This is a genomic window from Mesorhizobium sp. M0862, from assembly GCF_040319795.1.
Classification (GTDB): domain Bacteria; phylum Pseudomonadota; class Alphaproteobacteria; order Rhizobiales; family Rhizobiaceae; genus Mesorhizobium.
Genome location: NZ_JAMYOJ010000005.1, coordinates 169283 through 192177, shown reverse-complemented (window position 1 = coordinate 192177; position 22895 = coordinate 169283). Strand labels below are relative to the sequence as shown.

Sequence of the window (22895 nt, the reverse complement as noted above, 5' to 3'; positions counted from 1 at the left end):
AGCACGGGGTACTCATAGCCGCTTGCGGAAATGCTCGTTGCCGATGATCAGCAGGCCGGCGCCGACGATCAACGCCGCCCCCAGAAACACCTCGCGACGCGGCACGTCGCCCCAGATCGCAAAGCCGAGCCCGAAGGCCCAGACCAATGAGGTGTATTCGAACGGCGCCACGATCGACACCGGCGCCCGCTTCATGCCTTCGAACAGCATAAATTGCGCCACGCCGCCGAGCGCGCCGACGCTGATCAAAAGCAGCAACTGGCGCCAGTCCGGCATCTGCCAGACCAACAGCGCCGGCACCGTGGAAAACACCAGGAAGTAGAAATTGTTGAGCACAAGCTGGATCAGCGTGCGCTCGGCCAGCGCCGTCTTGCGCAACAGCACCACGGCAATGCCCCACAGCACTGCCGCAGCCAGTACCAAGAGCATCGGCACGGACAAGCCGAGACGAGTGGGATCACAGGCGATGAAGACGCCGACGAAGCCGATGAACACCGCCAGCCAGCGCAACAGCGGCACCTTTTCGCCAAGCATCACCACCGACAGCACGGTGACGATGATCGGGGCGGCGTAATAGATGGTGGTGAGTTCGGCCAGCTGCAGGGAGCGGGCCGCGTTGTAGTAGCAGAGCCAGGCGCCGAGCGTGAAGGCGCTGCGCACCAGCATCGGCCGCACGATGGGCGAGCGCATTGTGTCGGCAAAGATGGGCGGTCCGCCGATTGCAGCACAGCCGATAAGCACAGCGATCGAGCGGAAGAACATGATCTGCCAGACGCTGATGCCGACGACCAGAAGCTTGATCGCGGCGTCCTGCGTCGAAAACAGGAAATAGGCGCAGCCGGTGAACAGGATGCCGGCAAGCACCCTTTCGCGGGTTTCCAGAATGGCAATATCGGCCATGCGGCGTGTCCGGCGCTGTCAAGAGGACGAAGAAGAAGCCTGCCCCAATCAGGCTCCCATTGCAGGCTACACGGGCGAAAGCCTGCGGGGCGCTACGCCAGTGGCAAGCTTGCGTTGGCGCAGCCTGGCCGACAGCGTGGGCACGCCGTTCACTGTGTTGCCTGGTAGAGCTCCGAAGCGGCCTCCTTCAGGGCGCGCCGGCCGCCCGGCCTGAGATACATCATGTGGCCGCCCTCGATGACGTCGAGACGGATGGGTTTTGCCCCGCCGAGCGTCGGGATTTGGCTCACCAGATAGCGTGAGGCCAGATAGGGAGTGACCAGATCGGTGTCGCCGTTGACGATCACCACGCCGAGCCCCGGGTTGAGCGAGCGCGCCCGCTGCAGATCGTCCATCACCCCGGCATAGCCTTGCCGCGAGCCGCCATAGTCCCAGGCGTGGGTCACATCGCCATTGAGCAACCTGTAGCTGACATCGGTGCGAAAATTCAGCTCGTCGCGCGCATAACCGACAAAGGCCGAGGTCAGCGCCGGCACGCTGCGGTCGAGCACCGGATCCGGGCCGGCGCTGCGGGCGCTCTCCGGGGCGATGTCGCTGGTGGCGATGGTGCCGTCATACGGGCTGAGCACTTTGCCACTGGGGCGCTGGAATTCGCGCGCGAACAGGGCGGTCGGGATGCGGGCGAAATTGCGTTGCACGAGGTCGAGCGGCAGGCCGGTGATCTCGGCCACGCGCTGGCTGGCCAGCCGCCCACCCTGTTCCAGCCCGCCGGCCAGAGCGGTGAGGTAGTCACCCATAGCATAGTGTTCGACCTCGGCGAGCTTTTCGCGCAGCGCCTCGCCGCTGAGGCCTTCGCTGCGCAGGCGCACCGCCGCCAGCGAGGGCAGTTCCAGCGCCCAATGCAGTGGCTGGAATTCGTCGGGCAGCACCAGCGTGAACTCCAGTGCAGGCGAGATCAGCACGATGCCGTTGGGGCTCAGGCCGACATCTTCCTGCAGGGTCCTGGCGAGAAGTGCCGCGCGGAACCCGCCATAGCTTTCGCCGGCAAGGAAGAGCGGCGATCCGGTGCGGCCGTTCTGGGCGAGATAGAGCCGGATGAAAGCGCCGATCGAACTGGCGTCCTGGCTGACGCCCCAAAAATCTTTTGTGTCCTGGCCGGGGGCCTCGCGGCTGTAGCCGGTGCCGACCGGATCGACGAAGACGAGGTCGGTCATGTCGAGCCAGCTGTCGGGATTGTCGATCAGCTTTTGCGGCGGCGGCAGGAATTGGCCATCGGCGCCGGTCGCGACGACACGCGGGCCGAGTGCGCCGAGATGCAGATAGGCGGATGCCGCGCCCGGGCCGCCATTGAAGACGAAGGTGATGGGGCGAGCCTTCTCCGCGCCCGCCAGTGGCGGCAGCGTATAGGCGACATAGAAGATTTCCGCGGTGACCTCGCCCTTGCCGGATAGCAGTGACAGCGTGCCGGCCTTAGCCTGATAGTCCAGCTTGCGCCCGGCAATGGTGATTGAATGGCTGGTCGTCTGCGGTGCCGGCAGCAGCGACAGCACGCCGCCTGCCGGTGCGGGGCGCTCGGGCGTTTCGGCGACGACTGGCTGCGCGAAGGCTGCAAGCACCAACAGGGTAAGCGAGATCAGTTTCAGCTTGAACGGCATGATGCCTCCGCGGGAATGACTCTGCTTAGGTATGGCTCGGGCGGTCGAAGTCAAAGTAACTCTTCGCGAGCTAGCGTTCCTTCACGCCCCCTCTGTCCTGCCGGACATCCCCCACAGGGATGGAGATTGGATGTCGCGACCGCCTTCGCTAATCGCCGGCGTAGAAAGCGCCATCGGCGAAGCTGCAGATCTCCCCCCTGTGGGGAGGTGGCCGGCAGGCAGAGGGGGGCGCTGTCTCGCCGGCATATCAGTGCTATCAAAGCGCGACGGACTCGAAAAGGAATGCAACATGGACGCCACCGCACTCAAGGCCATGCAGGCACCGATCAAGGAGGCTTATCGCGACGATTCCTCGCGAGCGCTGATCACGCTTCGCGCCAAAGGCTCCATCGACGACCAGTCGATTGCCTGCAAGGTCGAGACGGGCAGGGCGCTGGCGGTCGCCGGCCTGCATCCGGCGACCGGCGGTTCCGGGCTCGAATTGTGTTCGGGCGATATGCTTTTGGAGGCGCTGGTGGCGTGCGCCGGCGTGACGCTGAAGGCAGTGGCGACGGCGCTGGAATTCAGGCTTGGCGCAGCCACCGTCGAGGCCGAAGGCGATCTCGACTTTCGCGGCACGCTGGGCGTGGCCAAGGACGCCCCCGTGGGCTTTCGCGCCATCCGGCTGAATTTCAACCTCGACACGGATGAGCCGCAGGCGCGCATCGATTCGCTCATCAAGCTGACCGAACGCTATTGCGTGGTGTTCCAGACCATCAACAGCAAGCCGGAGCTGACGGTGAGTGCGCGCGCCTGATCTCCCCCCTTGAGGGGGAGATGTCGCCGAAGGCGACAGAGGGGGTCGGGCCGACTGGACGCGACGCCCTTTGTGCGGAAGGAGGTTGGCACTCTACGCGAGGCGACCCCCTCTGGCCTGCCGGCCATCTCCCCCTCGAGGGGGGAGATTGCGCTACTGCGCAGCAGGCTCTTCCGCGTCGCCCTCATCGGTAAACGGCGAGGCGCTCGGCACGCAGTTGACCGCCCAGCCGGCCGGCGTCGGCTGCTTCTGATATTCGGTAATCGCGTTTGTGCACTGTTCGCGGGTGTCGAAGGTGCTGGGCAGCACCACCATGCCGCCTTGCGGGCCGGCGATCACCAGGTACCAGACCAATGCTACGCTGGGAGCAGCCATGGGAATTCCTCGCTTTGCTGAGTGTCGGAGTCGGGTCGACCCTAGCAACTCCCGGCTGATGGCGAAAGCAGGGCGAGCGGGGAGGGACCTGCCGGATCATCACAGACCCGTGAACGAACCGCTCCCAGACGTCTCTCAGTTCGTCGCAAAGCAGTAGAACAGGCCGTCGCCGCCGGTGCCTTTCAGCGCCTCCTGGCTGCAGCCGCCGCGCGAGGCATGCGAGGAGTTCCAGGATTTCGCCGCCGCCGACTCATCAAGGCCGGTGCGGTCGTGATGGCCCATCATCGCCGCGCCCTCCGCGCCGCTCAAGGTCCAGTCGCCGCAGGTCTGGTCGGCGAGCTTGGTGCCGTCAGGCTTCGAGCCGGTCAATATGTCGTGCCGGTTCGGCTTGTCGCCGCGGCCATTGACCACTTGGCCCTTCTCGGTCAGTGCCGTCTGCTTGTTGATGGCGTTGGCGTTGCTGTGCAGCGAGGCGACGTCATCGGCAATCTTCTCGCCCTTGGCGTTGACCCAGGGACCCTTGCCGATACGGTCGCGCGCATCGACATTGGCGCTCGAGAGATAGGCGTGCCATTCCTTGCCGGTAACCCCAGCCGCTTCCGCCAGCGAGGCGCAATGCGCGTCGGCACCCTTGAGACCGCCGAGATCGGCGCCCTTGCCGGAACCGACGCTGGTGACGAAGAAACTCATCTTGGCGTCTTGCGCCAGCGCCACCCCGGCTGTGGCGGCAATCGCGGCGGCGGCAACGAGAAGAAGTCTACGCATGTCGGTCCTCCGGTTTCGAATGTCCTACATTCGAAGAAACGTAACTGGAGGCCTGTTTAATCCCGCTACAACCCGGTTTATTCCGGCTGCCGGTAGGCGACGAAGCGGTTGTTCTTGACCTGGAAGATCAGCCCCGTCTCTTTCATCTCGGGGCTCGCCAGCGGCACGATGCGTTTTGCCACCTCTGACGGGTGCGGCAGCGTTTCCGGATCCTCGCCGGGCGCGGCCTGCGCACGCATGGCGGTGCGGGTGGCGCCGGGGTCGACCGCATTGATGCGGAGCGGCAGGCTCTGCGTCTCATGCGCCCAGGAACGCGTCATGGCTTCCACAGCCGCCTTCGACGCCGCATAGGGCGCCCAGAAGGCGCGCGCCGAATGCGCGGCCCCGGACGACATGAGAATGGCGCGGCCGGCGTCGGACAGCCTGAGCAGCGGGTCGACCGAGCGGATCAGCCGCCAGGTCGAGGTGACATTGATGGTCATAACCTTCTCGAAGGTTTTGGCCTCGACATGGCCGATCGGCGAGATGACGCCGAGCACACCGGCATTGGCCACCAGAATGTCGAGCTTGCCCCAGCGCTCGTGAATGGCGCCGCCCAGCCGGTCGATGCCGGCCATGTCTGAGAGGTCGAGAGGCACCAACGTCGCTTCGCCCTTGCCGGTTTTCGCGCGCTCGGCCTTGATCTGGTCGTCGAGTTCTTCCAGCCCGCCGACGGTCCGGGCTACCGCAATGACATGGGCCCCAGCGGCGGCAAGTTCCTTGGCGATGAAGTAGCCGATGCCGCGCGAGGCGCCGGTAACGACCGCGACGCGGCCGGAGAGGTCGAGGGTCATGCGAGCGCTTTCAAGGATAGCAGTTGGGCTTTACGCCCCGTTGTTCGCCAGCAGCGACAGCGTGCGCACATTGTCGTGACCTTCGAAGTCGAGCAGGCGGGTCGGGTACTGGCCGGTGAAACAGGCGTCGCAGAATTGCGGCTGCTCATTGTCGCGGCTGGCTTCGCCGACGGCGCGGTAGAGCCCGTCAATGGTGAGGAAGCCGAGCGAATCGACACGGATGAACTCGGCCATTTCCTCGATCGACATGCGCGATGCCAAAAGCTTCGACTTCTCCGGCGTGTCGACGCCGTAGAAGCACGACGCGCTGGTCGGCGGCGAGGCGATGCGCATATGCACTTCCTTGGCGCCGGCGTCGCGCACCATCTGCACGATTTTCTGGCTGGTGGTGCCGCGCACGATCGAATCGTCGACCAACACCACGCGCTTGCCCTCGATCATCCGGCGGTTGGCGTTGTGCTTGAGCTTGACGCCCATATGGCGGATCGAATCGCCGGGCTGGATGAAGGTTCGGCCGACATAGTGGTTGCGGATGATACCGAGTTCGAAGGGGATGCCTGCCGCCTGGGAGAAGCCGATTGCCGCCGGCGTGCCGGAATCCGGCACCGGCACGACGATATCGGCCTCGACCGGGCTTTCCTGCGCCAATTCGGCGCCGATACGCTTGCGCACTTCGTAGACATTGCGGCCTTCGACCGAGGAGTCCGGGCGGGCGAAATAGACATATTCGAAGATGCAGAAGCGGGTCTTCTGCGGCTCGAAGGGGAACAGGCTCTCGATGCCCTTCGAGGTCACCACGACCATTTCGCCGGGCTTCAGGTCGCGCACGAAGCGGGCGCCGATAATGTCGAGCGCGCAGGTTTCGGAGGCCAGGATCCAGGCGCCGTCCAGGTCGCCGAGCACCAGCGGGCGGATGCCGAGCGGATCGCGGCAGCCGATCATCTTCTTGGAGGTCATCGCGACCAGCGAGAAAGCGCCTTCGACCTGACGCACGGCGTCGATGAAGCGCGAATTCAAATCGCGTTCCTTACTGGTGGCAACGAGATGCAGCAGCGTCTCGGTGTCGGAGGTCGACGAGAAGATCGCGCCCTGCTTCTGCAGCGCGCGCTGCACGGTCATGGCGTTGGTGAGATTGCCGTTATGGGCGACGGCAAAGCCGCCATCGGCGAGTTCGGCGAAGAAGGGCTGGATGTTGCGCATGCCGGCGCCGCCGGTCGTGGCATAGCGCGTGTGGCCGATGGCACGGTTGCCTTGCAGGCTGTCGATGACGTGCTGCTTGGTGAAGGTGTCGCCGATCAGGCCGACATGGCGTTCGACATGGAACTGCGTGCCGTCATAGGAGACGATGCCGGCCGCTTCCTGGCCGCGATGCTGCAGCGCATGCAGGCCTAGCGTTACGATGGCCGCAGCGTCCTGCCGGCCGAAAATGCCGAACACCCCGCATTCGTCGTGGAAATGATCGTCTGCTTCGGCGGAAAGCACGTCGTCCGCGTCTGCCTTCGAAACTGCCATGGGGCTCAAGCTCCGCTAAAATGGCCATATAGTGCGATAGCGCCGCGAAAGCAACGTAGTCAGGCCGGAACTGCCGGGATGGCGCCTGTCCGGCACCATCCGTCCGTATCAGTTTGCCGGCGCGGCCGGAGCCGGAGCAGCGGGCGCGGGTGCGTTATCGGCCGGAGCGTCGGTCTCGTCGTCGGGCGCCGGCGTATCGTCACCGGTTGCCGGAGCATCCGCCGCCGGTGCATCGGCCGCCGGAGGCGTCTCGGCTGCCGCCTGATTCGGATTGAGCTTCTTCAGGATGGCGTTTTCCGGATCTTCGGGCAGCAGGCTTTCCAGCTTGGCGCCGATGGTCTCGAGCAGCGGCTTCGACTTGGCGTTGGCGATCCAGGCAGGGGCCTTGGCGCCGGCCAGCCAGTTGAAGAACAGTAGCGCCACGGCGACTACGAGGACGCCGCGCGCGGCGCCATAGAGGAAGCCCAGCGTACGGTCGAGCGCGCCGATCCTGGAATCGATGATCCAGTCGGCAAGCTTCATGGTGATGACGGAAACGACGATCAGCGCGATGAGGAAGACGATGCCGGCGGATGCCGCCATGGCGATCTTGTCGCTTTCGACATAGGGCTGAACGTAAGGCAGCACCGGCTTGTAGAAGAAGAATGCCGCCGCGGCGGCAGCCGCCCAGGACACGACGGACAGGATTTCGCGTGACAGGCCGCGAACCATGGCGAGCATCGCCGAGACCAGGGTGAAGCCGACGAGAATTCCGTCCAGCAGCGTAATCGGCATGTCTTTCGCCCCACTCAGATTGTCTTTTCACGGCTCGGGCGAGCCGCGTCAATCTTCCACGTCGACACGGCTGCGCCGTGAGCCGGCTATGCGTGCGACGAGATCGGCAAGTTCGGTCGGCTGGAAAGCGCCGGCCCCGATCCCCCCGACAACCTCCTCGCTGCCCAAGGGCAGAACCGCACTTCCAAAACCCAGCTTTTCGGCCTCTTTAAGGCGCTGCTGCGCATGCGCAACCGGCCTCACTGCACCCGACAGGCTGATTTCGCCGAAATAGACGCAATCGGCGGGAAGGGCAAGACCGGTGAGCGACGAAACCAGTGCAGCGGCAACCGCCAGATCGGCCGCCGGCTCGGAAATCCGGTAGCCGCCGGCGACGTTGAGGTAGACATCGTGGGTGCCGAAGCGCACGCCGCAATGGGCTTCGAGTACGGCAAGGATCATCGACAGCCGTGCGCCGTCCCAGCCGACGACGGCACGGCGCGGCGTGCCCAATGTGGACGGCGCCACCAGTGCCTGGATCTCGACCAGCACCGGACGTGTCCCTTCCATGCCGGCAAATACCGCGGCACCCGGCGATTTTGCGTGGCGTTCGCCGAGGAACAGCTCCGACGGATTGGCGACCTCGCGCAAGCCCTTGTCCGACATCTCGAAGACGCCGATCTCGTCGGTCGGCCCAAAACGGTTCTTCACCGTGCGCAGGATGCGGTAGTGATGGCCGCCTTCGCCTTCGAAATAGAGAACGGCGTCGACCATGTGCTCGACGACGCGCGGACCGGCGATCTGGCCTTCCTTGGTGACATGGCCGACCAGCACGATGGCAGCACCGGTGGATTTGGCGTAGCGGATCATCGCTTGCGCCGAGGCGCGCACCTGGGTGACGGTGCCGGGCGCCGAGTCGGCCATGTCGGTCCACAGCGTCTGGATGGAATCGAGGATGACGAGGTCCGGCCTTCTGCCGTCGGCTATTGTTGCCAGGATATCCTCGACATTGGTCTCCGCGGCAAGTTCGACCGGCGTGTCGGCGACGCCAAGCCGCTGCGCCCGCAGCCGGATCTGCGCGACAGCCTCTTCGCCCGAGACATAGACGATGCGGTGGCCTTTTGACGCCAATGCTGCTGCGGCCTGGGTAAGCAGCGTCGACTTGCCGATGCCGGGATCGCCGCCGACCAGCAGCGCCGAGCCGCGCACGAAACCGCCGCCGGTGGCGCGGTCGAGTTCGCCAATGCCGGAGATGATCCGCGGCGCATCCTCGATGTCACCGGACAGGCTGGTCAGCACCACGGCGCGGCCCTTGCGCGCATTGCGCGTGTTGGCCGGTCCCGAGCCGATGCCGCCGGACGTGCCTTCCTCGACGAGTGTGTTCCACTCGCCGCAGGCATCGCATTTGCCGGCCCAGCGCTGATGCACCGACCCGCAATTCTGGCAGATGAACTGGACGCGCGATTTAGCCATGGAGTGATGCTGCCTGCAAATGACCGAAGGAGGGTGATCTTGCACACCCCCCTCTGTCCTGCCGGACATCTCCCCCGCAAGGGGGGAGATTGGCTATCGTCGCTGCTTTCGCCAATCCCCAACGTCGCAAGATGAGCGCCATTCGCAAAGCTGCTGATCTCCCCCCTTGCGGGGGAGATGGCCGGCAGGCCAGAGGGGGGTGTGACGGAGCGCTGCGGTAGGCCAAAAAGCTACTCGAACCTCTCCGCAATATGATGCTCTTCGGCGAGGTCGGAAAACCGTGTGAACTCGCCATGGAAGGCGAGGCTCACCGAACCTGTCGGGCCGTGGCGCTGCTTGGCGACGATGACTTCGGCCTTGCCGCGCATCTCGTTCATCTCGTGTTCCCACTTGATGTAATCGTCGGTGCCGGGCTTCGGTTCGCGGTTCTTCAGATAATATTCCTCGCGGTAGACGAACATCACCACGTCGGCGTCCTGCTCGATCGAGCCGGATTCGCGAAGATCGGACAGCTGCGGGCGTTTGTCTTCGCGGCTTTCGACCTGACGCGACAGCTGCGACAGCGCGATGATCGGAACGGAGAGTTCCTTGGCCAGCGCCTTGAGGCCGGTGGTGATCTCGGTGATTTCCTGCACCCGGTTCTGTGACGATTTCGCGCTCGACCCCTGCATCAGCTGGATATAGTCGATGACGATGAGGTCGAGGCCGCGCTGACGCTTCAGCCGCCGCGCCCGCGCCGACAGCTGCGCGATCGAGATACCGCCGGTCTGGTCGATGAACAGCGGGATCTTCTGCATGGTCTGCGAGCAGGCGACCAGCTTTTCGAAATCCATCTCCGAAATCTCGCCGCGGCGGATTTTTGACGACGAAATTTCCGTCTGTTCGGAAATGATGCGGGTGGCGAGCTGCTCGGACGACATTTCCAGCGAGAAGAAGCCGACGACGCCGCCATTGGCTGCCTTGAACGAGCCGTCGGCCTGCTGCGCCGGCTCATACATCTCGGCAATGTTGAAGGCGATGTTGGTGGCGAGCGACGTCTTGCCCATGCCCGGACGGCCGGCAATGATGATCAGATCCGACGCCTGCAGGCCACCCATGCGGCGGTCGAGATCGCGCATGCCGGTGGCGAGGCCCGACAAATGGCCGTCGCGCATATAGGCGGCGTTGGCCATGTCGACGGCGGTCTTGACCGCGTCGGTGAAGCTCTCGAAGCCGCCATCATAGCGGCCGGTTTCGGCCAGTTCGAACAGCCGCCGCTCGGCATCCTCGATCTGTTCGGACGGCGCCATGTCGACCGGCGCGTCATAGGCGATGTTGACCATGTCCTCGCCGACGGTAATCAGTGCCCGGCGCGTGGCCAGATCGTAGATGGCGCGGCCATAATCGGTGGCATTGACGACGGTGACGGCTTCGACCGCCAGACGAACCACATATTGCGCCACCGTCATGTCGCCGACCTTCTCGTCGGCCGGCAGGAAGGTTTTCAGCGTGATCGGCGTCGCCACCTTGCCCATGCGGATTAGCTCGGCCGCGACCTCGAAGATTTTCCGGTGCAGCGGCTCGTAGAAATGGCCGGCCTTGAGGAAGTCGGAGACGCGGTAGAAGGCATCGTTGTTGACGAGGATGGCGCCGAGCAGCGCCTGCTCGGCCTCGATGTTGTTCGGCGCTTCACGATAAAGCGGTTGCTGCTCCGCCACGCCGAATTTTCGCGCTGCCTCTGCCATGATGTCCCCGATTTTGATCCCGGCTTCTCGATATCAGAACGAGATAAATCGGTGCTGACCTTTCTGCATCACCGCACGACCAATCAACCTCGATGCCCCGTTGTTCACAGGGGCGGCAAACCGTCCACAGAAGAGTGTTTCCGCGCCCCGATTCCGGTTGACTCAGAAAGGCGCTGACTTCTATCCGAGTCGTTGGAACAGAGCAAGAACAATCTCGGTGATTACCCGCTTCTTCCGTCCAATGTATCGCCCCAGTCCAGCCGCCGCGCTGCCTTGAACAGCTCGCCCTCGCGCTTGGTGAAAAGTGTCTCGCCGGCGCCGCCATCCGGCTGGCACAGTTTGAGCAGCACCTTGCCGGAGCCCGATTTCGGCGGCGCAATCACGCGCGGCTGACGTACAGGCGCGGCTTGCCGCGACGCCGCGACGTAGATGAATTTCTCGTCCTCCCACGGCACGTCGGCGTCCTTGGCCAGGCGGTGCCGGCGCGAGCGGGCGACGCGGCGCGAAAAATGGCACCAGTCGGGCGGCTCAAGCGGGCAGGGCGCCTCATGCGGACAAGGCGCCAGCACGTGCGCCCCGGCCTCCAGCAATTGCCTGCGCACTGCCAGGATGCGCTGCCAGCCGGCCGGTGTGCCGGGCTCGACGATCAGCAGTGTGTCGCCGGTCAACTGCCAGAGCCGGCCGACAAGCTTCGGCAGCGATGCCGGCGCGATCTCGTCCAGCACATAGGCGCAGGTGACCAGATCGGCAGGCTTGAGATCGGCAAGGTCGATGGTCACGTCGCCGGCGCGCCAGTCCATCCTGGTGGCGATGGTATCAAGGGCGAGCGACTGGCCAACCTTGCGCACCGCGGCGCTTGCTTCAACCAGAACCGCCTCTTCGAGGTCGGGCCACAGGTCTGTAGTGGCCCAAAGCACCGTGCCAGGACCGGCGCCGACATCGAGCAAGCTCGTTGGCTGGAAATCGGGCCGCGCATAGGCGAGTTCGTCGAGACCGGCCCGTACCGCCGCGTAGGTCGCCGGCAGCCGCGTCGCCAGATAGGCTTTTACCGCCATCTCTTCGGCCATGTGCAGGCGGCCGTCGCGCAATTCGGCGCGGTAGCGGTCAGACAGCGTCTTCGCCGCCTGGCGCAGCACCGCCAGCGGTATCGTTTCGAGCAGGCGCTCGACGCCTTGTCGCAGCGAGGCGGGGAGTTCCACGCTCAGGCTCCGCGTGGCGCGAGCACCGAGGCGCGGGCGAACTCGACAAGGGTGGTGGCGATGGTGGGCAGGCAGGTCATTAAAAAAGGTCTCGCGAGAACGAGACCTTTTTCAGTGTCAGAGCCGTCAATGGCAAGCGGCAATCGCAATCGAGGCGTTATTCGCGATCCGCCACCTTGCGACGGCGCGCTGGCTTGGCCGCAACGGACCTGACAGCAACGGACCTGGCAGGCACAGACCTGGCGACAGCAGGCTCGGCGGCCGCCGCCTCCTGACGATGCCCCATTTCGCGCATTTCGAGCGCCTTTTCACATTTGGCCATGTAGTCGCGCGTCATCGGCAGCGTGTCGTTCTTCTTGGCGATCTGGATCTGGAAGATCACCAGATCCTGCCAGCGGAAGGCGGCTTCCGAAGCCGCCAGATAGAACTCCCACATCCTGCAGAAGCGCTCGTCATAGATGGCCTTGGCCTTGTCCCGGTTGGCGGCAAAGCGCTGGCCCCAATGCTTCAGCGTATCGGCATAGTGCAGCCGCAGAATCTCGATGTCGGTGACTACAAGGCCCGACTTCTCGATCGCCGGCATCACCTCCGACAGCGAAGGAATGTAGCCGCCCGGAAAAATGTACTTGCGGATGAAGGCGCTGGTCGCCCACGGCACGCCGGAGCGGCCGATCGTGTGCAAGAGCATGACGCCGTCCGGCTTCAACAGCGTCGCCGACTTGTCGAAGAAAGTGCGGAAGTGGTTGACGCCGACATGCTCGAACATGCCGACCGAGACGATGCGGTCGAAGCGTTCGTTGAGTTCGCGGTAGTCCTTGAGGTCGAAATGCACGCGGTCCTGCAAGCCTTGCGCATGCGCCCGGTCGGTGGCGACGCCGTGCTGCTCGGTCGACAGCGTCACGCCTTGCACGTCGACATCGAAAGCCTTGGCGAGATAGAGGCCGAGCCCACCCCAGCCGGAGCCGATATCGAGCACGGTCTGGCCGGCCTTTAGCCTGAGCTTGGCGGCGATATGGCGTTTCTTGGCCATCTGCGCCTCGTCGAGCGTCATGTCCGGCTGTTCGAAATAGGCGCAGGAATACTGCATGTCGTCGTCTAGGAAGAGCCGGTAGAGGTCACCCGACAAATCATAGTGGCGCTGCACGTTGCGGCGCGCCCGTGATGCGGTGTTGATCTGCTGCAGGCGGCGAAAGGCGTGGCGCAGACCCTCGATGGCCTTCGACCAGGTGGCGTCGATACCGCCGCTGCCCATGTTCTGGAAGGCGATGCGCATCATACCCAGTACGCCGCCCTCGATGATGTCGAGTTCGCCGTCCATATAGGCTTCCGGCACGGCCAGCATCGGATCGAAGGTAATGGCGCGCTCGGCATGCGCGGTCTTGATGTGCATATGCACCGGCTCGCCGCTGCCGTCGCCGAAAACCACTGTCGAGCCCTTCGGCCCGGTGACTTTCAGATTGCCCGTACGCACCAGGCGGTCGAGAACGCGCTTCAACAGAATATTCATCACCAAATGTCCCCTCACGGTCAGACTGGCGGACCAATTCTGCAACAATATATAGGGGTTCGAAAAGTTCCATTTGGCACAAAAATGCCCGGGCGAGAGGCCCGGGCATTGGTCCAGAAAGGCTGGATGACGAGGAAGTGATTGGAGCGCTGCTCCCCTCGCTTCCCGATCAGGCCCCGTGCGGGATCAGGCGTTGTCTTCTTCGCCGCCTTCGAACTCGGTGTTCGGGTCGAAGAAGTTCTCCGGCCGTGCGTTGTCGTTGATGTCATCGCCATAGATGGCTTCGGCGGTGGTCAGCGTCTCGCCCTTGGCCTGGCGCTCGGCTTCGTCGGCCGTGCGGGCGATGTTGAGGCTGATGGTGACCTCGACTTCCGGATGCAGCGCAATCGCCACATTGGTGACGCCGATAGTCTTGATCGGCTGGTTGAGCTGGATCTGGTTGCGGTTGACCGAGAACCCTTCGGCGGTCAGCAGGTCGGCGATGTCGCGGGTCGACACCGAACCGTAGAGCTGGCCTGTCTCGCCGGCCGAACGTACGGCGATGAAGCTCTTGCCGTCGAGCTTTTCGGCAACCTGGCTGGCTTCCGACTTGCGCTCGAGGTTGCGGGCTTCGAGCTGCGCGCGCTGCCCTTCGAACTTCTTCTTGTTGGCTTCGTTGGCGCGCAGCGCCTTGCCCTGCGGCAAGAGGAAGTTGCGGGCAAAGCCGTCCTTGACCTTGACGGTATCACCCATCTGGCCGAGGCGGGAAACGCGTTCGAGAAGAATCACTTGCATGGTCTTGTTCCTTCGTCTGGCACCGACCGCGGGATCGGCGCCGAATTGAATGGAACAGGTCAGGAAGCTCTGAGCGCCTTGGCGCCGGTGTCGCTGTCCTGCCTGTCGCGGCAGTTAGAGGCTTTTCAGCTCAACTCGGGATTTCAATGCATGTCGCCAAAAGTGGTCCCGGTTTTGGGACAACGACATGCATCATCAAATTACCCCTGCGGCGCCCGTCGCCGTGGGAGAAGGAAGCAGGCGGCGAACCGCCCGCTCGAAAGTCTTAGCGAACCACGTAGGGCAGCAGGCCGAGGAAGCGGGCGCGCTTGATCGCCTTGGCGAGTTCGCGCTGCTTCTTCTGGCTGACGGCGGTGATGCGCGACGGCACGATCTTGCCGCGCTCGGAAATGTAGCGCTGCAGAAGACGCACGTCCTTGTAGTCGATCTTGGGCGCGTTGGCGCCGGAGAACGGGCAGGTCTTGCGGCGGCGATGGAACGGGCGCCGGGTCGGGATCTGATTGATGTCGACCATTATTCTGCACCTCCTTCAACGCCTTCGCGCGGACGGCGCGGACCACGATCGCCACCGGCGTCGCCAAATGAGCGCGGCGGACGATCGCCACGGTCGCCGCGATCACGGTCGCCGAACGAGCGCGGACCACGATCACCACGGTCGCGGTCGCCGAAGCCGCCGCGTTCCGAGCGCTCTTCGCGCTTCTGCATCATGGCCGACGGGCCTTCCTCATGCGCCTCGACCTTGACGGTCAGGAAACGCAGCACGTCCTCGGACAGGCCCATCTGGCGCTCCATCTCGTTGAGCGCTGCCGGCGGGCAGTTGAGGTCCATAAGCGTGTAGTAAGCCTTCCGGTTCTTGTTGACCCGGTAGGTGAGGGACTTCAGTCCCCAGTTCTCGACCCGGCCGACGGACCCGCCATTTGCGGAGATGACGCCCTTGTACTGTTCGACAAGCGCATCGACCTGCTGCTGCGAGAGGTCCTGCCGGGCAAGGAACACATGTTCGTATAGAGCCATAGTGGTTCAGTGCCTTTCTTCGTTTCTCTCCCGGATCCTCGCGGCAAAAGCCTCTGCAACTTCTCTGACCCGCTGATCCCGAAGGGGCGGGGAAGAAAGGAGCATTTCGAGACGGTCGAGAGCGGAGACACGGGAGGCGGAAGCGCTTCTGGCTTCACACGAAGGTTTTGGGTAAAACCTCCGGCCCTCCGTTCAGCCCCCAGCAAGGACCGGCAGATTGCGGGCGTCTATATAGCAATTTGGCTGGAAGGCAAGGGTAACGCATGCTCCGGACAGCGTCCTGGCGTCGCAGGGTTGGATAAAGACCAGGCATCAACTCGTATGCGGGGTACCACCGTTGATCGTTTCGGGGAAGAAGTCCGGAGCCGCCTTACGCTTGCCGAACATCATGTCGTATTGCAGCAAGCGGTAATCGTTGATCGCCGGATCAACGTCCTTCTGCCGCGCCCAGTCCGGCGTGGCCTCACCTGACGGTGTCAAAAGCAGATTGCGGTCGACGACGCGATAGCGTTCGCGCAGCGCGCCCAGGAAGCCGGTGTAGTAGGGGTGCGTGATCCCGGCCGTTGTCAGGATGTGGTAGGGCAGGAAGGCCGGGCTCACGGCGCCCATATCCTGCGCCGGACCGGTGCGGTTAGACCAGATGACCAGCGGCGTCTGATGATGCTCCAGTGCCGCCGCCGGCGTCGGTTCCTTGCGCGGCGCGACATTGTCCTTCAGGTAACCGGTTTCGACATAGACGGGGCCGAGCGGCGGCAGATGGTCGCCGAAGAAGGCGATGACCGTCGGCCGGTCGCGCTTCTTCGCCCATTCGATCAGCCGCTCGAGGCCGCGATCGGCATCGGCGGAGCCTTCGGCATAGCTGAGCAGCGATTCCCGCGCCCATGTGCTGATCGGCGCCGCGACCTTGTGGGTCGGATTGTAATAGCGGTACGGCTCGTAGGGACCGTGGTTCTGCAGGCTGACGGCGAAGAAGAACACCGGCCGCTCGCTGGCGTCGGCCTCTGCGATGATCTCGTCGGTCATCGAGGCATCGGAAGCCAGCGGCCCGCGCTTTTCCAGTGGCGGCAGCGTCTCTTCCGAGCGGAAATCGTTGAAGCCGAAATCGGCATAGACGGCGCCCCTGTTCCAGAACCAGTTGGTGCCCGGATGGATGGCGCGCGCCCGGTAGCCCTCGCTTTTCAGGAAGGTCGCCAGCGACGGCGTCGGCGTGCGCACATATTGCTGGTAGGGGATCGAGCCCGCCGGCAGGAAGGCATTGGAAAAGCCGGTCAGCGCCTCGAATTCGATGTTGGCGGTCATGCCGCCGAATTCCGGCGAAAACATATAGCCGGAACGCAGCGCCCTCACATTGGGGATCGGGTCAGGCGTGATTGTGACGCCGGGCAGCTTGGTCGGATCCCAGAAAGATTCGCTCATCACCACGATGATGTCGGGTTTCTCATCCGGTACCGAGGCCGCCACAGCAGGCCTGTCGATCGCGTCGATCGCCTTGTCGGAATAGCCCGCCGGCGCCGAGACATGCGCCATCGGCACGTTGAGCGCGAAGGCCAGCGCAAACCCGTTGGAGGCGTAGTTCTCCTTCTGGTCCCACATGATCGGGATGATCTGCAGCCGGTCGCGGGTCCACGAGAAGGTGGCGTAGTCCATGATTGAGACGAAGAAGGCGAGCAGCGGCACTGCCAGCGTCAGCCGCGCCAGCCGCCCTTTGCGGCTGAGGATCGGAACCTTGCGGCGCCACAACCGCCAGCCATAGATCAGCAGCGACAGGCCGGCGACGATGCCGACCGCCATGGCGAGCGCCGTCCAGGGCCGTTCGCGCACCAGGAGCGGCATCAGTGCCATGATCTGGCGCGAATAAAGAAAATCGGTTGGGTAGAGCGGATCGCCGAGATAATGCGACTTCTGATGCCCGACAAAGGCCAGCGCCAGCGTCAGCGGCGCCACGATCATCAGGCTCTGGTGACTGCGGCCAAGCACGGCGTCCAGTCCCATCAGCACCAATGCAAAGACAATGATGGTGGTCCAGCCCGGCTTGAATGGCTGCAGGAAGAAGTCGACCGTGCCGAAGAAGTCGCCGCGCACGATCCATTCGATGGCGAACACCAGGATGGCGGAGGCAAGCAGCGTGACCAGACCGTAGCGGATGACCGGCCATCTGCGCCCCGGCAGGTAGCCGGTGGACGGATCGTCTTCCAAGAACTGTGGCGCGGGTACGGTCGCGCCCTTCCTGATCCTAGCCACGTCTCTTCCCCCGGCCCAAGCAACGCGCATTTCCACTCGCGCCACCGTTCTGTCATAGAACTGTCATGCAAAAGCTAGCGCCTGTGGCGAAAATAAGAAGAGCCAGCAAACGATTCGTGAGCGGTTTTCATCAGGTGTGATCGGCAAAAAGCCTTTGGGAACAGGGACTCGAGGTCAGCTCCGGTTCAAGCGAGAGCCGAAATGCCGCCTTCGGGCTTGACTTGGCGGTCCGCCTTGCGTCACAGGCAGGAAAAATCAGCCGCTGGAGAGCGCCCAAATGGCCGTCGCATTCACCTTTCCGGGACAGGGCAGCCAGGCTGTCGGCATGGGCAAGGACCTCGCCGACGCCTTCCCCGAGGCACGCAGGGTGTTCGAGGAAGTCGATGATGCGCTGGGCGAAAAGCTGTCGAAACTGATCTGGGAAGGCCCGGAAGAGGCGCTGACCCTGACTGCCAATGCCCAGCCGGCGCTGATGGCGGTCTCGCTGGCGGGAATCCGCTCGCTGGAAGCGCGCGGCTTTTCGCTGAAGGACAAGGTTGCCTACGTTGCCGGTCATTCGCTCGGCGAATATTCCGCCCTTGCCGCGGCCGGTTTCGTTTCGGTCGCCGATGCCGCCCGGCTGCTGCGCATCCGCGGCAACGCCATGCAGGCGGCGGTGCCGGCCGGCGAGGGCGCCATGGCGGCGATCATCGGACTGGAACAGCCCGACGTCGAAGCCGCTTGCACCGAGGCCGCAACGGGATCCGGCAAGGTCTGCCAGATCGCCAACGACAATGGCGGCGGCCAGCTGGTGATCTCCGGCGCCAGGGCGGCGGTGGAACTCGCCGCGAAACTGTGCACCGAAAAGGGCGCCAAGCGGGCGCTGATGCTGCAGGTCTCCGCACCCTTCCATTCGGCGCTGATGGCGCCGGCGGCCGATGTCATGCGCGAGGCGCTGGCCGGCGTGACCAAGAATGCACCGGTGGTGCCCGTCGTCTCCAACGTCACTGTAGTCCCGACCAGCGACCCCGACGAGATCGCGCGCCGCCTGGTCGAGCAGATCACCGGCCGCGTGCGCTGGCGCGAAACGGTGGAGTGGTTCGGCGCCAATGGCGTCGCCACGCTCTTTGAGATCGGCGCCGGCAAGGTGCTTTCCGGCCTGGCGCGGCGGATCAGCCGCGACATCGCCACATCGGCCGTCGGCACGCCGGCCGATGTCGAGGCGGCGCTGGCCGCGCTTGCATAATCCACTGGCGATTCAACCCCTCCCGTGGGAAGGGTGTTCTCTTAAGATCAGGAGACGAAAATGTTCGAACTGACCGGCCGCAAGGCGCTCGTCACCGGCGCATCGGGCGGCATTGGCGAGGCGATTGCCCGGGTGCTGCATGCGCAAGGCGCCATTGTCGGCTTGCACGGCACCCGCGTCGAGAAACTGGAGACCCTGGCCGGCGAACTCGGCGACCGGGTAAAGCTGTTCCCGGCCAATCTTGCCGACCGTGACGAGGTCAAGGCGCTTGGCCAGAAGGCCGAAGCCGAACTCGAAGGCGTCGACATACTGGTCAACAATGCCGGCATCACCAAGGACGGCCTGTTCGTGCGCATGGCGGACGCGGATTGGGACAGCGTGCTGGAGGTGAACCTCACCGCCGTGTTCCGGCTGACCCGCGAGCTGACCCATCCGATGATGCGCCGCCGCCATGGCCGCATCATCAACATCACCTCGGTGGTCGGCGTCACCGGCAATCCTGGCCAGACCAATTATTGCGCCTCCAAGGCCGGCATGATCGGCTTTTCCAAGTCGCTGGCGCAGGAGATCGCCACCCGCAACATCACCGTCAACTGCGTCGCCCCGGGCTTTATCGAATCGGCCATGACCGACAAGCTCAACGACAAGCAGAAAGACGCGATAATGGCCGCGATCCCGACGCGCCGCATGGGCACGAGTGTTGAAGTGGCGTCGGCCGTCGCCTATCTCGCCTCCAACGAGGCAGCCTACGTCACCGGCCAGACCATCCATGTCAACGGTGGCATGGCCATGATCTGACAGGATATTGCCGGGTGATAAGAAGACATGGCCGGCTTGTGAAAAGAGACCATTTCGCCTTGGACCTCAGCCATTTTTCGTGTAATGCGGCCCGCAACCCGGCGGTTCGGGCAAAAACCGGTCCGGCATCGTTGCGTTTCCGGCAGGACCATCTTTCAGCTTGATTAGCGGCATTCTGCCCGCTAACGAAGACAGACAAACAAAAGACGAGGATGCCCCAAATGAGTGACACCGCAGAGCGCGTCAAGAAGATCGTCATCGAACATCTTGGCGTCGATGCCGACAAGGTGACGGAGCAGGCGAGCTTCATCGATGATCTGGGCGCGGACAGCCTCGACACGGTCGAACTCGTCATGGCCTTCGAAGAAGAGTTCGGCGTCGAGATTCCGGACGATGCGGCCGAGACCATCCTGACCGTCGGCGATGCCGTGAAGTACATCGACAAGGCTTCGGCCTGACACTATCCGCAGTCATCACCGGGGAGGACCTGCGATGAGGCGTGTCGTCGTCACGGGCCTTGGCCTGGTTTCGCCGTTCGGCATGGGCTTCGAGCACAGCTGGAAGGAACTTCTGACCGGCCGCAGCGCCGCCAAGCGCGTCACCGAGTTCGAAGTGGAAGATCTTGCCTGCAAGATCGCCCACGTCATTCCTCGCGGTGACGGCACCAACGGCACGCTCAATCCCGAAGCCGTGCTCGAGCCCAAGGAACTGCGCAAGATCGGCGACTTCATCCTTTACGGGATTGCGGCCGCCGACGAAGCGCTGAAGGATTCCGGCTGGGAGCCCAGCACCGAAGCCGAGCGCTGCGCCACCGGCGTCATGATCGGCTCCGGCATTGGCGGCCTCGAGGGCATCGCCGAGAACGCTATCATCCTGAAAGAGCGCGGACCGCGCCGTATCAGTCCATTCTTCATTCCCGGCAACATTATCAACCTGGTATCTGGCCAGGTATCGATCCGGCATGGGCTGAAAGGCCCCAACCACGCCGTCGTCACCGCCTGCTCGACCGGCGCGCACGCCATTGGCGATGCCGCCCGGCTGATCATCTTCGGCGATGCCGACGTGATGCTGGCCGGCGGCGCGGAATCGCCGGTGACCAGACTATCGCTTGCCGGCTTCGCTGCTTGCCGGGCACTGTCCACCGACCGCAACGACACGCCTGAGAAGGCCTCGCGTCCCTATGACCGCGACCGTGACGGCTTCGTCATGGGCGAGGGCGCCGGCGTCGTGGTGCTGGAAGAACTCGAACACGCCAAGGCGCGCGGCGCCAAGATCTATGCCGAGGTCACCGGCTACGGCCTGACCGGCGATGCCTATCACATCACCGCACCGGCCGAAGACGGCGACGGCGCCTTCCGCTGCATGACGGCGGCGCTGAACCGGGCCAAGCTGACGCCCGCCGACGTCGACTACATCAACGCGCACGGCACCTCGACCATGGCCGACACGATCGAACTCGGCGCCGTCGAGCGGCTGGTCGGCAACGCCGCCTCGAAAATCTCGATGTCGTCGACCAAGTCGTCGATCGGCCATCTCCTGGGTGCCGCGGGCGCCGCCGAGGCGATCTTTTCGATCCTCGCTATCAGAGACAACATCGCGCCAGCCACCATCAATCTTGACAACCCGGAACGCGAAACCGCGATCGATCTTGTTCCGAACACGCCACGGCATCGCCAGGTCGACGTGGCGCTGTCCAACTCCTTCGGCTTCGGCGGCACCAACGCTTCGCTGGTATTCCAGCGTTATACAGGCTGATTGCGGTATCGACCGGCGCGCCAGCGGTCTGTCGTCAATTTTGCCATATTCAAGCCTACTCTGCCGCTGGGGATTCGTCGCATCGGCCTGAAACCGAAGGCGCTTTTTTAAAAGCACGATGCGTAGGCTTGAAATGTTAGGGCACGCTGTGCGTCCAATCGGGCGCATGGTCGCTCTAAGAGATCAGATGGTAGGGCGCTAATGAACACCAATCCGGGCGGCAGCGGACAATTCGGACAAAACCAGCAGACCGGCCCGATCGTGCCGAAGACCGCGGCCGAAGCTTTGCGCCCGGAAGCCGGCACACCACCACCAAAGCGCTCGCGCGCCTCGCGCAGCCAAGTCGTCGTGTTCATGAACTTCGTCATCTCCGCGGTGATGTTGATGATCCTCGCCGCCGGCGTTTCGCTCTATTTCGGCAAGCAGGCATTCAACGAACCGGGCCCGTCGGTGGCCGGCGACACCTTCCTGGTCAAGCCGAGCACCGGCGTCCAGGATATTGCCGACCAGCTCGAACGGCGTGGGCTGATCAGCGATGCCCGCATCTTCCGCATCGCCGTGCGGGTCTATGGCAATGATTCAGCGCTGAAGGCAGGCGAATACGAGATAAAGCCGCGCGCCTCCATGCGCGACATCATGGAGCTTCTGAAGAGCGGCAAGTCGGTGATGTATTCGCTGACCATTCCCGAGGGCCTGACGGTCGAGCAGGCGCTGCAGCGCATCGCCGAGCAGGATGCGCTGACCGGCGACATGCCGGCCGCCAAGCCGGCTGAGGGCAGCCTCGCCACCGACACGCTGCGCTTTACCCGCGGCGCCACGCGCCAACAGATGGTCGACAAGCTGCTCGCCGACCAGAAGAAGCTGGTCGACGAGGTCTGGCAGCGGCGCGCGCCCGACCTGCCTCTGGCCAATGTCGACGACTTCGTCACCTTGGCCTCCATTGTCGAAAAGGAAACCGGCCGGGGCGACGAGCGCTCGCGCGTTGCCGCCGTCTTCCTCAACCGTCTGGCCAAGGGCATGCGGCTGCAATCCGATCCGACCATCATCTACGGCCTGTTCGGCGGCAAGGGCAAACCCGCCGACCGGCCGATTTATCAGTCTGACATCCAGAAACAGACGCCTTACAACACCTATCTGATCAACGGCCTGCCGCCGACGCCGATCGCCAATCCCGGCCGCGCCGCGCTCGAAGCCGTCGCCAACCCGTCGAAGACCGATGATCTCTATTTCGTCGCCGACGGCACCGGCGGCCACGTCTTTGCCACCACGCTTGCCGAGCACAATGAGAACGTTGCCCGCTACCGGGCACTGCAGAAGAAGCAGGCTGAAGACGCCGCCAAGGGCGCCAAGACTCCGGGCCAGACCGATGCACCGGCGGATGGCAACGACAACGGTGACGCAAGTGGCGATGCCGCCGGTGACAGCGGTGATGCCGGCGATAGGGGTGCCGCCCAATAGCAGGCCGGCGCTTTCAGACGGATCGACCTTAAGCGATGCGGACAGAGGCGGACGCGCTGCTGCTTTGAACGAGTAGCGGGGTTCGAAGCGTTTTCGGTCTTGCTCGGGTGCCTCTGCTTCTCGATTTCAGCCCTGCGA

General features: G+C 64.0%; 21 protein-coding genes. 6 read left to right on the top strand and 15 right to left on the bottom strand.

Annotated elements, in window-relative coordinates:
• Nucleotides 1-12 precede the first annotated feature (12 nt).
• Nucleotides 13-900 (bottom strand): DMT family transporter, encoded by an 888-nt coding sequence (locus NKI15_RS09945; RefSeq protein WP_023689123.1) that lies wholly within the window; start codon nucleotides 898-900, stop codon nucleotides 13-15.
• A 149-nt stretch (nucleotides 901-1049) separates the two neighbouring features.
• Nucleotides 1050-2555 (bottom strand): S10 family peptidase, encoded by a 1506-nt coding sequence (locus tag NKI15_RS09940; RefSeq protein ID WP_023752519.1) that lies wholly within the window; start codon nucleotides 2553-2555, stop codon nucleotides 1050-1052.
• Between the two features lie 289 nt (nucleotides 2556-2844).
• On the opposite strand from NKI15_RS09940, the gene NKI15_RS09935 reads away from it, so the two are divergent.
• Complete coding sequence (locus NKI15_RS09935; protein ID WP_023672710.1) at nucleotides 2845-3351, top strand: OsmC family protein; 507 nt, start codon at nucleotides 2845-2847, stop codon at nucleotides 3349-3351.
• Between the two features lie 153 nt (nucleotides 3352-3504).
• Here the strand turns inward: NKI15_RS09935 and NKI15_RS09930 are convergent, their stop codons facing one another.
• From NKI15_RS09930 to NKI15_RS09870, 13 genes are all read right to left on the bottom strand, one after another.
• Nucleotides 3505-3726 (bottom strand): hypothetical protein, encoded by a 222-nt coding sequence (locus NKI15_RS09930; RefSeq protein ID WP_023689120.1) that lies wholly within the window; start codon nucleotides 3724-3726, stop codon nucleotides 3505-3507.
• A gap of 135 nt (nucleotides 3727-3861) precedes the next feature.
• Nucleotides 3862-4491: a hypothetical protein gene (locus tag NKI15_RS09925; protein ID WP_023752520.1), complete on the bottom strand. Its 630-nt coding sequence runs from the start codon at nucleotides 4489-4491 to the stop codon at nucleotides 3862-3864.
• A 77-nt stretch (nucleotides 4492-4568) separates the two neighbouring features.
• On the bottom strand, nucleotides 4569-5324 hold the full coding sequence (locus tag NKI15_RS09920) for an SDR family NAD(P)-dependent oxidoreductase (RefSeq protein ID WP_023672713.1): 756 nt from the start codon (nucleotides 5322-5324) through the stop codon (nucleotides 4569-4571).
• 30 nt (nucleotides 5325-5354) lie between these two features.
• The gene (gene purF / locus NKI15_RS09915; RefSeq protein WP_023672714.1) at nucleotides 5355-6836 is read right to left on the bottom strand and encodes an amidophosphoribosyltransferase; all 1482 of its coding nucleotides are present in this window, start codon (nucleotides 6834-6836) and stop codon (nucleotides 5355-5357) included.
• Between the two features lie 108 nt (nucleotides 6837-6944).
• Nucleotides 6945-7610 (bottom strand): CvpA family protein, encoded by a 666-nt coding sequence (locus tag NKI15_RS09910; RefSeq protein ID WP_352514235.1) that lies wholly within the window; start codon nucleotides 7608-7610, stop codon nucleotides 6945-6947.
• 48 nt (nucleotides 7611-7658) lie between these two features.
• Nucleotides 7659-9062 (bottom strand): DNA repair protein RadA, encoded by a 1404-nt coding sequence (gene radA, locus NKI15_RS09905; RefSeq protein ID WP_023672716.1) that lies wholly within the window; start codon nucleotides 9060-9062, stop codon nucleotides 7659-7661.
• A 230-nt stretch (nucleotides 9063-9292) separates the two neighbouring features.
• On the bottom strand, nucleotides 9293-10786 hold the full coding sequence (locus NKI15_RS09900) for a replicative DNA helicase (RefSeq protein WP_023705363.1): 1494 nt from the start codon (nucleotides 10784-10786) through the stop codon (nucleotides 9293-9295).
• A 221-nt stretch (nucleotides 10787-11007) separates the two neighbouring features.
• The gene (locus NKI15_RS09895; protein WP_023705362.1) at nucleotides 11008-11985 is read right to left on the bottom strand and encodes a small ribosomal subunit Rsm22 family protein; all 978 of its coding nucleotides are present in this window, start codon (nucleotides 11983-11985) and stop codon (nucleotides 11008-11010) included.
• A gap of 157 nt (nucleotides 11986-12142) precedes the next feature.
• Nucleotides 12143-13492, bottom strand: coding sequence for a cyclopropane fatty acid synthase (locus NKI15_RS09890; protein WP_023672720.1), 1350 nt, complete (start codon nucleotides 13490-13492; stop codon nucleotides 12143-12145).
• Between the two features lie 186 nt (nucleotides 13493-13678).
• Nucleotides 13679-14266, bottom strand: a complete 588-nt coding sequence (gene rplI, locus NKI15_RS09885) for a 50S ribosomal protein L9 (protein WP_023672721.1) — start codon at nucleotides 14264-14266, stop codon at nucleotides 13679-13681.
• Nucleotides 14267-14531: 265 nt separating this feature from the next.
• Complete coding sequence (gene rpsR, locus NKI15_RS09880; protein ID WP_006203718.1) at nucleotides 14532-14780, bottom strand: 30S ribosomal protein S18; 249 nt, start codon at nucleotides 14778-14780, stop codon at nucleotides 14532-14534.
• Nucleotides 14780-15280 (bottom strand): 30S ribosomal protein S6, encoded by a 501-nt coding sequence (gene rpsF / locus NKI15_RS09875; protein ID WP_023672722.1) that lies wholly within the window; start codon nucleotides 15278-15280, stop codon nucleotides 14780-14782. The genes rpsR and rpsF overlap by 1 nt, the downstream gene beginning before the upstream one ends.
• A gap of 312 nt (nucleotides 15281-15592) precedes the next feature.
• A complete protein-coding gene (locus NKI15_RS09870) occupies nucleotides 15593-17551 on the bottom strand; it encodes an LTA synthase family protein (RefSeq protein ID WP_031196569.1) in 1959 nt (652 codons plus the stop codon).
• 247 nt (nucleotides 17552-17798) lie between these two features.
• Here NKI15_RS09870 and fabD point away from each other — a divergent pair, with 247 nt between their 5' ends.
• From fabD to mltG, 5 genes are all read left to right on the top strand, one after another.
• Nucleotides 17799-18746, top strand: a complete 948-nt coding sequence (fabD, locus tag NKI15_RS09865) for an ACP S-malonyltransferase (protein WP_023705360.1) — start codon at nucleotides 17799-17801, stop codon at nucleotides 18744-18746.
• A gap of 60 nt (nucleotides 18747-18806) precedes the next feature.
• A complete protein-coding gene (gene fabG / locus NKI15_RS09860; protein WP_023705359.1) occupies nucleotides 18807-19544 on the top strand; it encodes a 3-oxoacyl-[acyl-carrier-protein] reductase in 738 nt (245 codons plus the stop codon).
• A gap of 221 nt (nucleotides 19545-19765) precedes the next feature.
• Complete coding sequence (locus NKI15_RS09855; protein WP_006203723.1) at nucleotides 19766-20002, top strand: acyl carrier protein; 237 nt, start codon at nucleotides 19766-19768, stop codon at nucleotides 20000-20002.
• 34 nt (nucleotides 20003-20036) lie between these two features.
• The gene (gene fabF / locus NKI15_RS09850) at nucleotides 20037-21299 is read left to right on the top strand and encodes a beta-ketoacyl-ACP synthase II (RefSeq protein ID WP_023685687.1); all 1263 of its coding nucleotides are present in this window, start codon (nucleotides 20037-20039) and stop codon (nucleotides 21297-21299) included.
• Between the two features lie 201 nt (nucleotides 21300-21500).
• Nucleotides 21501-22757 (top strand): endolytic transglycosylase MltG, encoded by a 1257-nt coding sequence (mltG, locus tag NKI15_RS09845; RefSeq protein ID WP_023752524.1) that lies wholly within the window; start codon nucleotides 21501-21503, stop codon nucleotides 22755-22757.
• Nucleotides 22758-22895: the final 138 nt, after the last annotated feature.

Excerpts from the sequence above, each read along its gene's own strand:
- NKI15_RS09945 (WP_023689123.1), bottom strand. The coding sequence starts at position 900 with ATGGCCGATATTGCCATTCTGGAAACCCGCGAAAGGGTGCTTGCCGGC.
- NKI15_RS09940 (WP_023752519.1), bottom strand. The coding sequence starts at position 2,555 with ATGCCGTTCAAGCTGAAACTGATCTCGCTTACCCTGTTGGTGCTTGCA.
- NKI15_RS09935 (WP_023672710.1), top strand. The coding sequence starts at position 2,845 with ATGGACGCCACCGCACTCAAGGCCATGCAGGCACCGATCAAGGAGGCT.
- NKI15_RS09930 (WP_023689120.1), bottom strand. The coding sequence starts at position 3,726 with ATGGCTGCTCCCAGCGTAGCATTGGTCTGGTACCTGGTGATCGCCGGC.
- NKI15_RS09925 (WP_023752520.1), bottom strand. The coding sequence starts at position 4,491 with ATGCGTAGACTTCTTCTCGTTGCCGCCGCCGCGATTGCCGCCACAGCC.
- NKI15_RS09920 (WP_023672713.1), bottom strand. The coding sequence starts at position 5,324 with ATGACCCTCGACCTCTCCGGCCGCGTCGCGGTCGTTACCGGCGCCTCG.
- purF (WP_023672714.1), bottom strand. The coding sequence starts at position 6,836 with ATGGCAGTTTCGAAGGCAGACGCGGACGACGTGCTTTCCGCCGAAGCA.
- NKI15_RS09910 (WP_352514235.1), bottom strand. The coding sequence starts at position 7,610 with ATGCCGATTACGCTGCTGGACGGAATTCTCGTCGGCTTCACCCTGGTC.
- radA (WP_023672716.1), bottom strand. The coding sequence starts at position 9,062 with ATGGCTAAATCGCGCGTCCAGTTCATCTGCCAGAATTGCGGGTCGGTG.
- NKI15_RS09900 (WP_023705363.1), bottom strand. The coding sequence starts at position 10,786 with ATGGCAGAGGCAGCGCGAAAATTCGGCGTGGCGGAGCAGCAACCGCTT.
- NKI15_RS09890 (WP_023672720.1), bottom strand. The coding sequence starts at position 13,492 with ATGAATATTCTGTTGAAGCGCGTTCTCGACCGCCTGGTGCGTACGGGC.
- rplI (WP_023672721.1), bottom strand. The coding sequence starts at position 14,266 with ATGCAAGTGATTCTTCTCGAACGCGTTTCCCGCCTCGGCCAGATGGGT.
- rpsR (WP_006203718.1), bottom strand. The coding sequence starts at position 14,780 with ATGGTCGACATCAATCAGATCCCGACCCGGCGCCCGTTCCATCGCCGC.
- rpsF (WP_023672722.1), bottom strand. The coding sequence starts at position 15,280 with ATGGCTCTATACGAACATGTGTTCCTTGCCCGGCAGGACCTCTCGCAG.
- NKI15_RS09870 (WP_031196569.1), bottom strand. The coding sequence starts at position 17,551 with ATGCGCGTTGCTTGGGCCGGGGGAAGAGACGTGGCTAGGATCAGGAAG.
- fabD (WP_023705360.1), top strand. The coding sequence starts at position 17,799 with ATGGCCGTCGCATTCACCTTTCCGGGACAGGGCAGCCAGGCTGTCGGC.
- fabG (WP_023705359.1), top strand. The coding sequence starts at position 18,807 with ATGTTCGAACTGACCGGCCGCAAGGCGCTCGTCACCGGCGCATCGGGC.
- NKI15_RS09855 (WP_006203723.1), top strand. The coding sequence starts at position 19,766 with ATGAGTGACACCGCAGAGCGCGTCAAGAAGATCGTCATCGAACATCTT.
- fabF (WP_023685687.1), top strand. The coding sequence starts at position 20,037 with ATGAGGCGTGTCGTCGTCACGGGCCTTGGCCTGGTTTCGCCGTTCGGC.
- mltG (WP_023752524.1), top strand. The coding sequence starts at position 21,501 with ATGAACACCAATCCGGGCGGCAGCGGACAATTCGGACAAAACCAGCAG.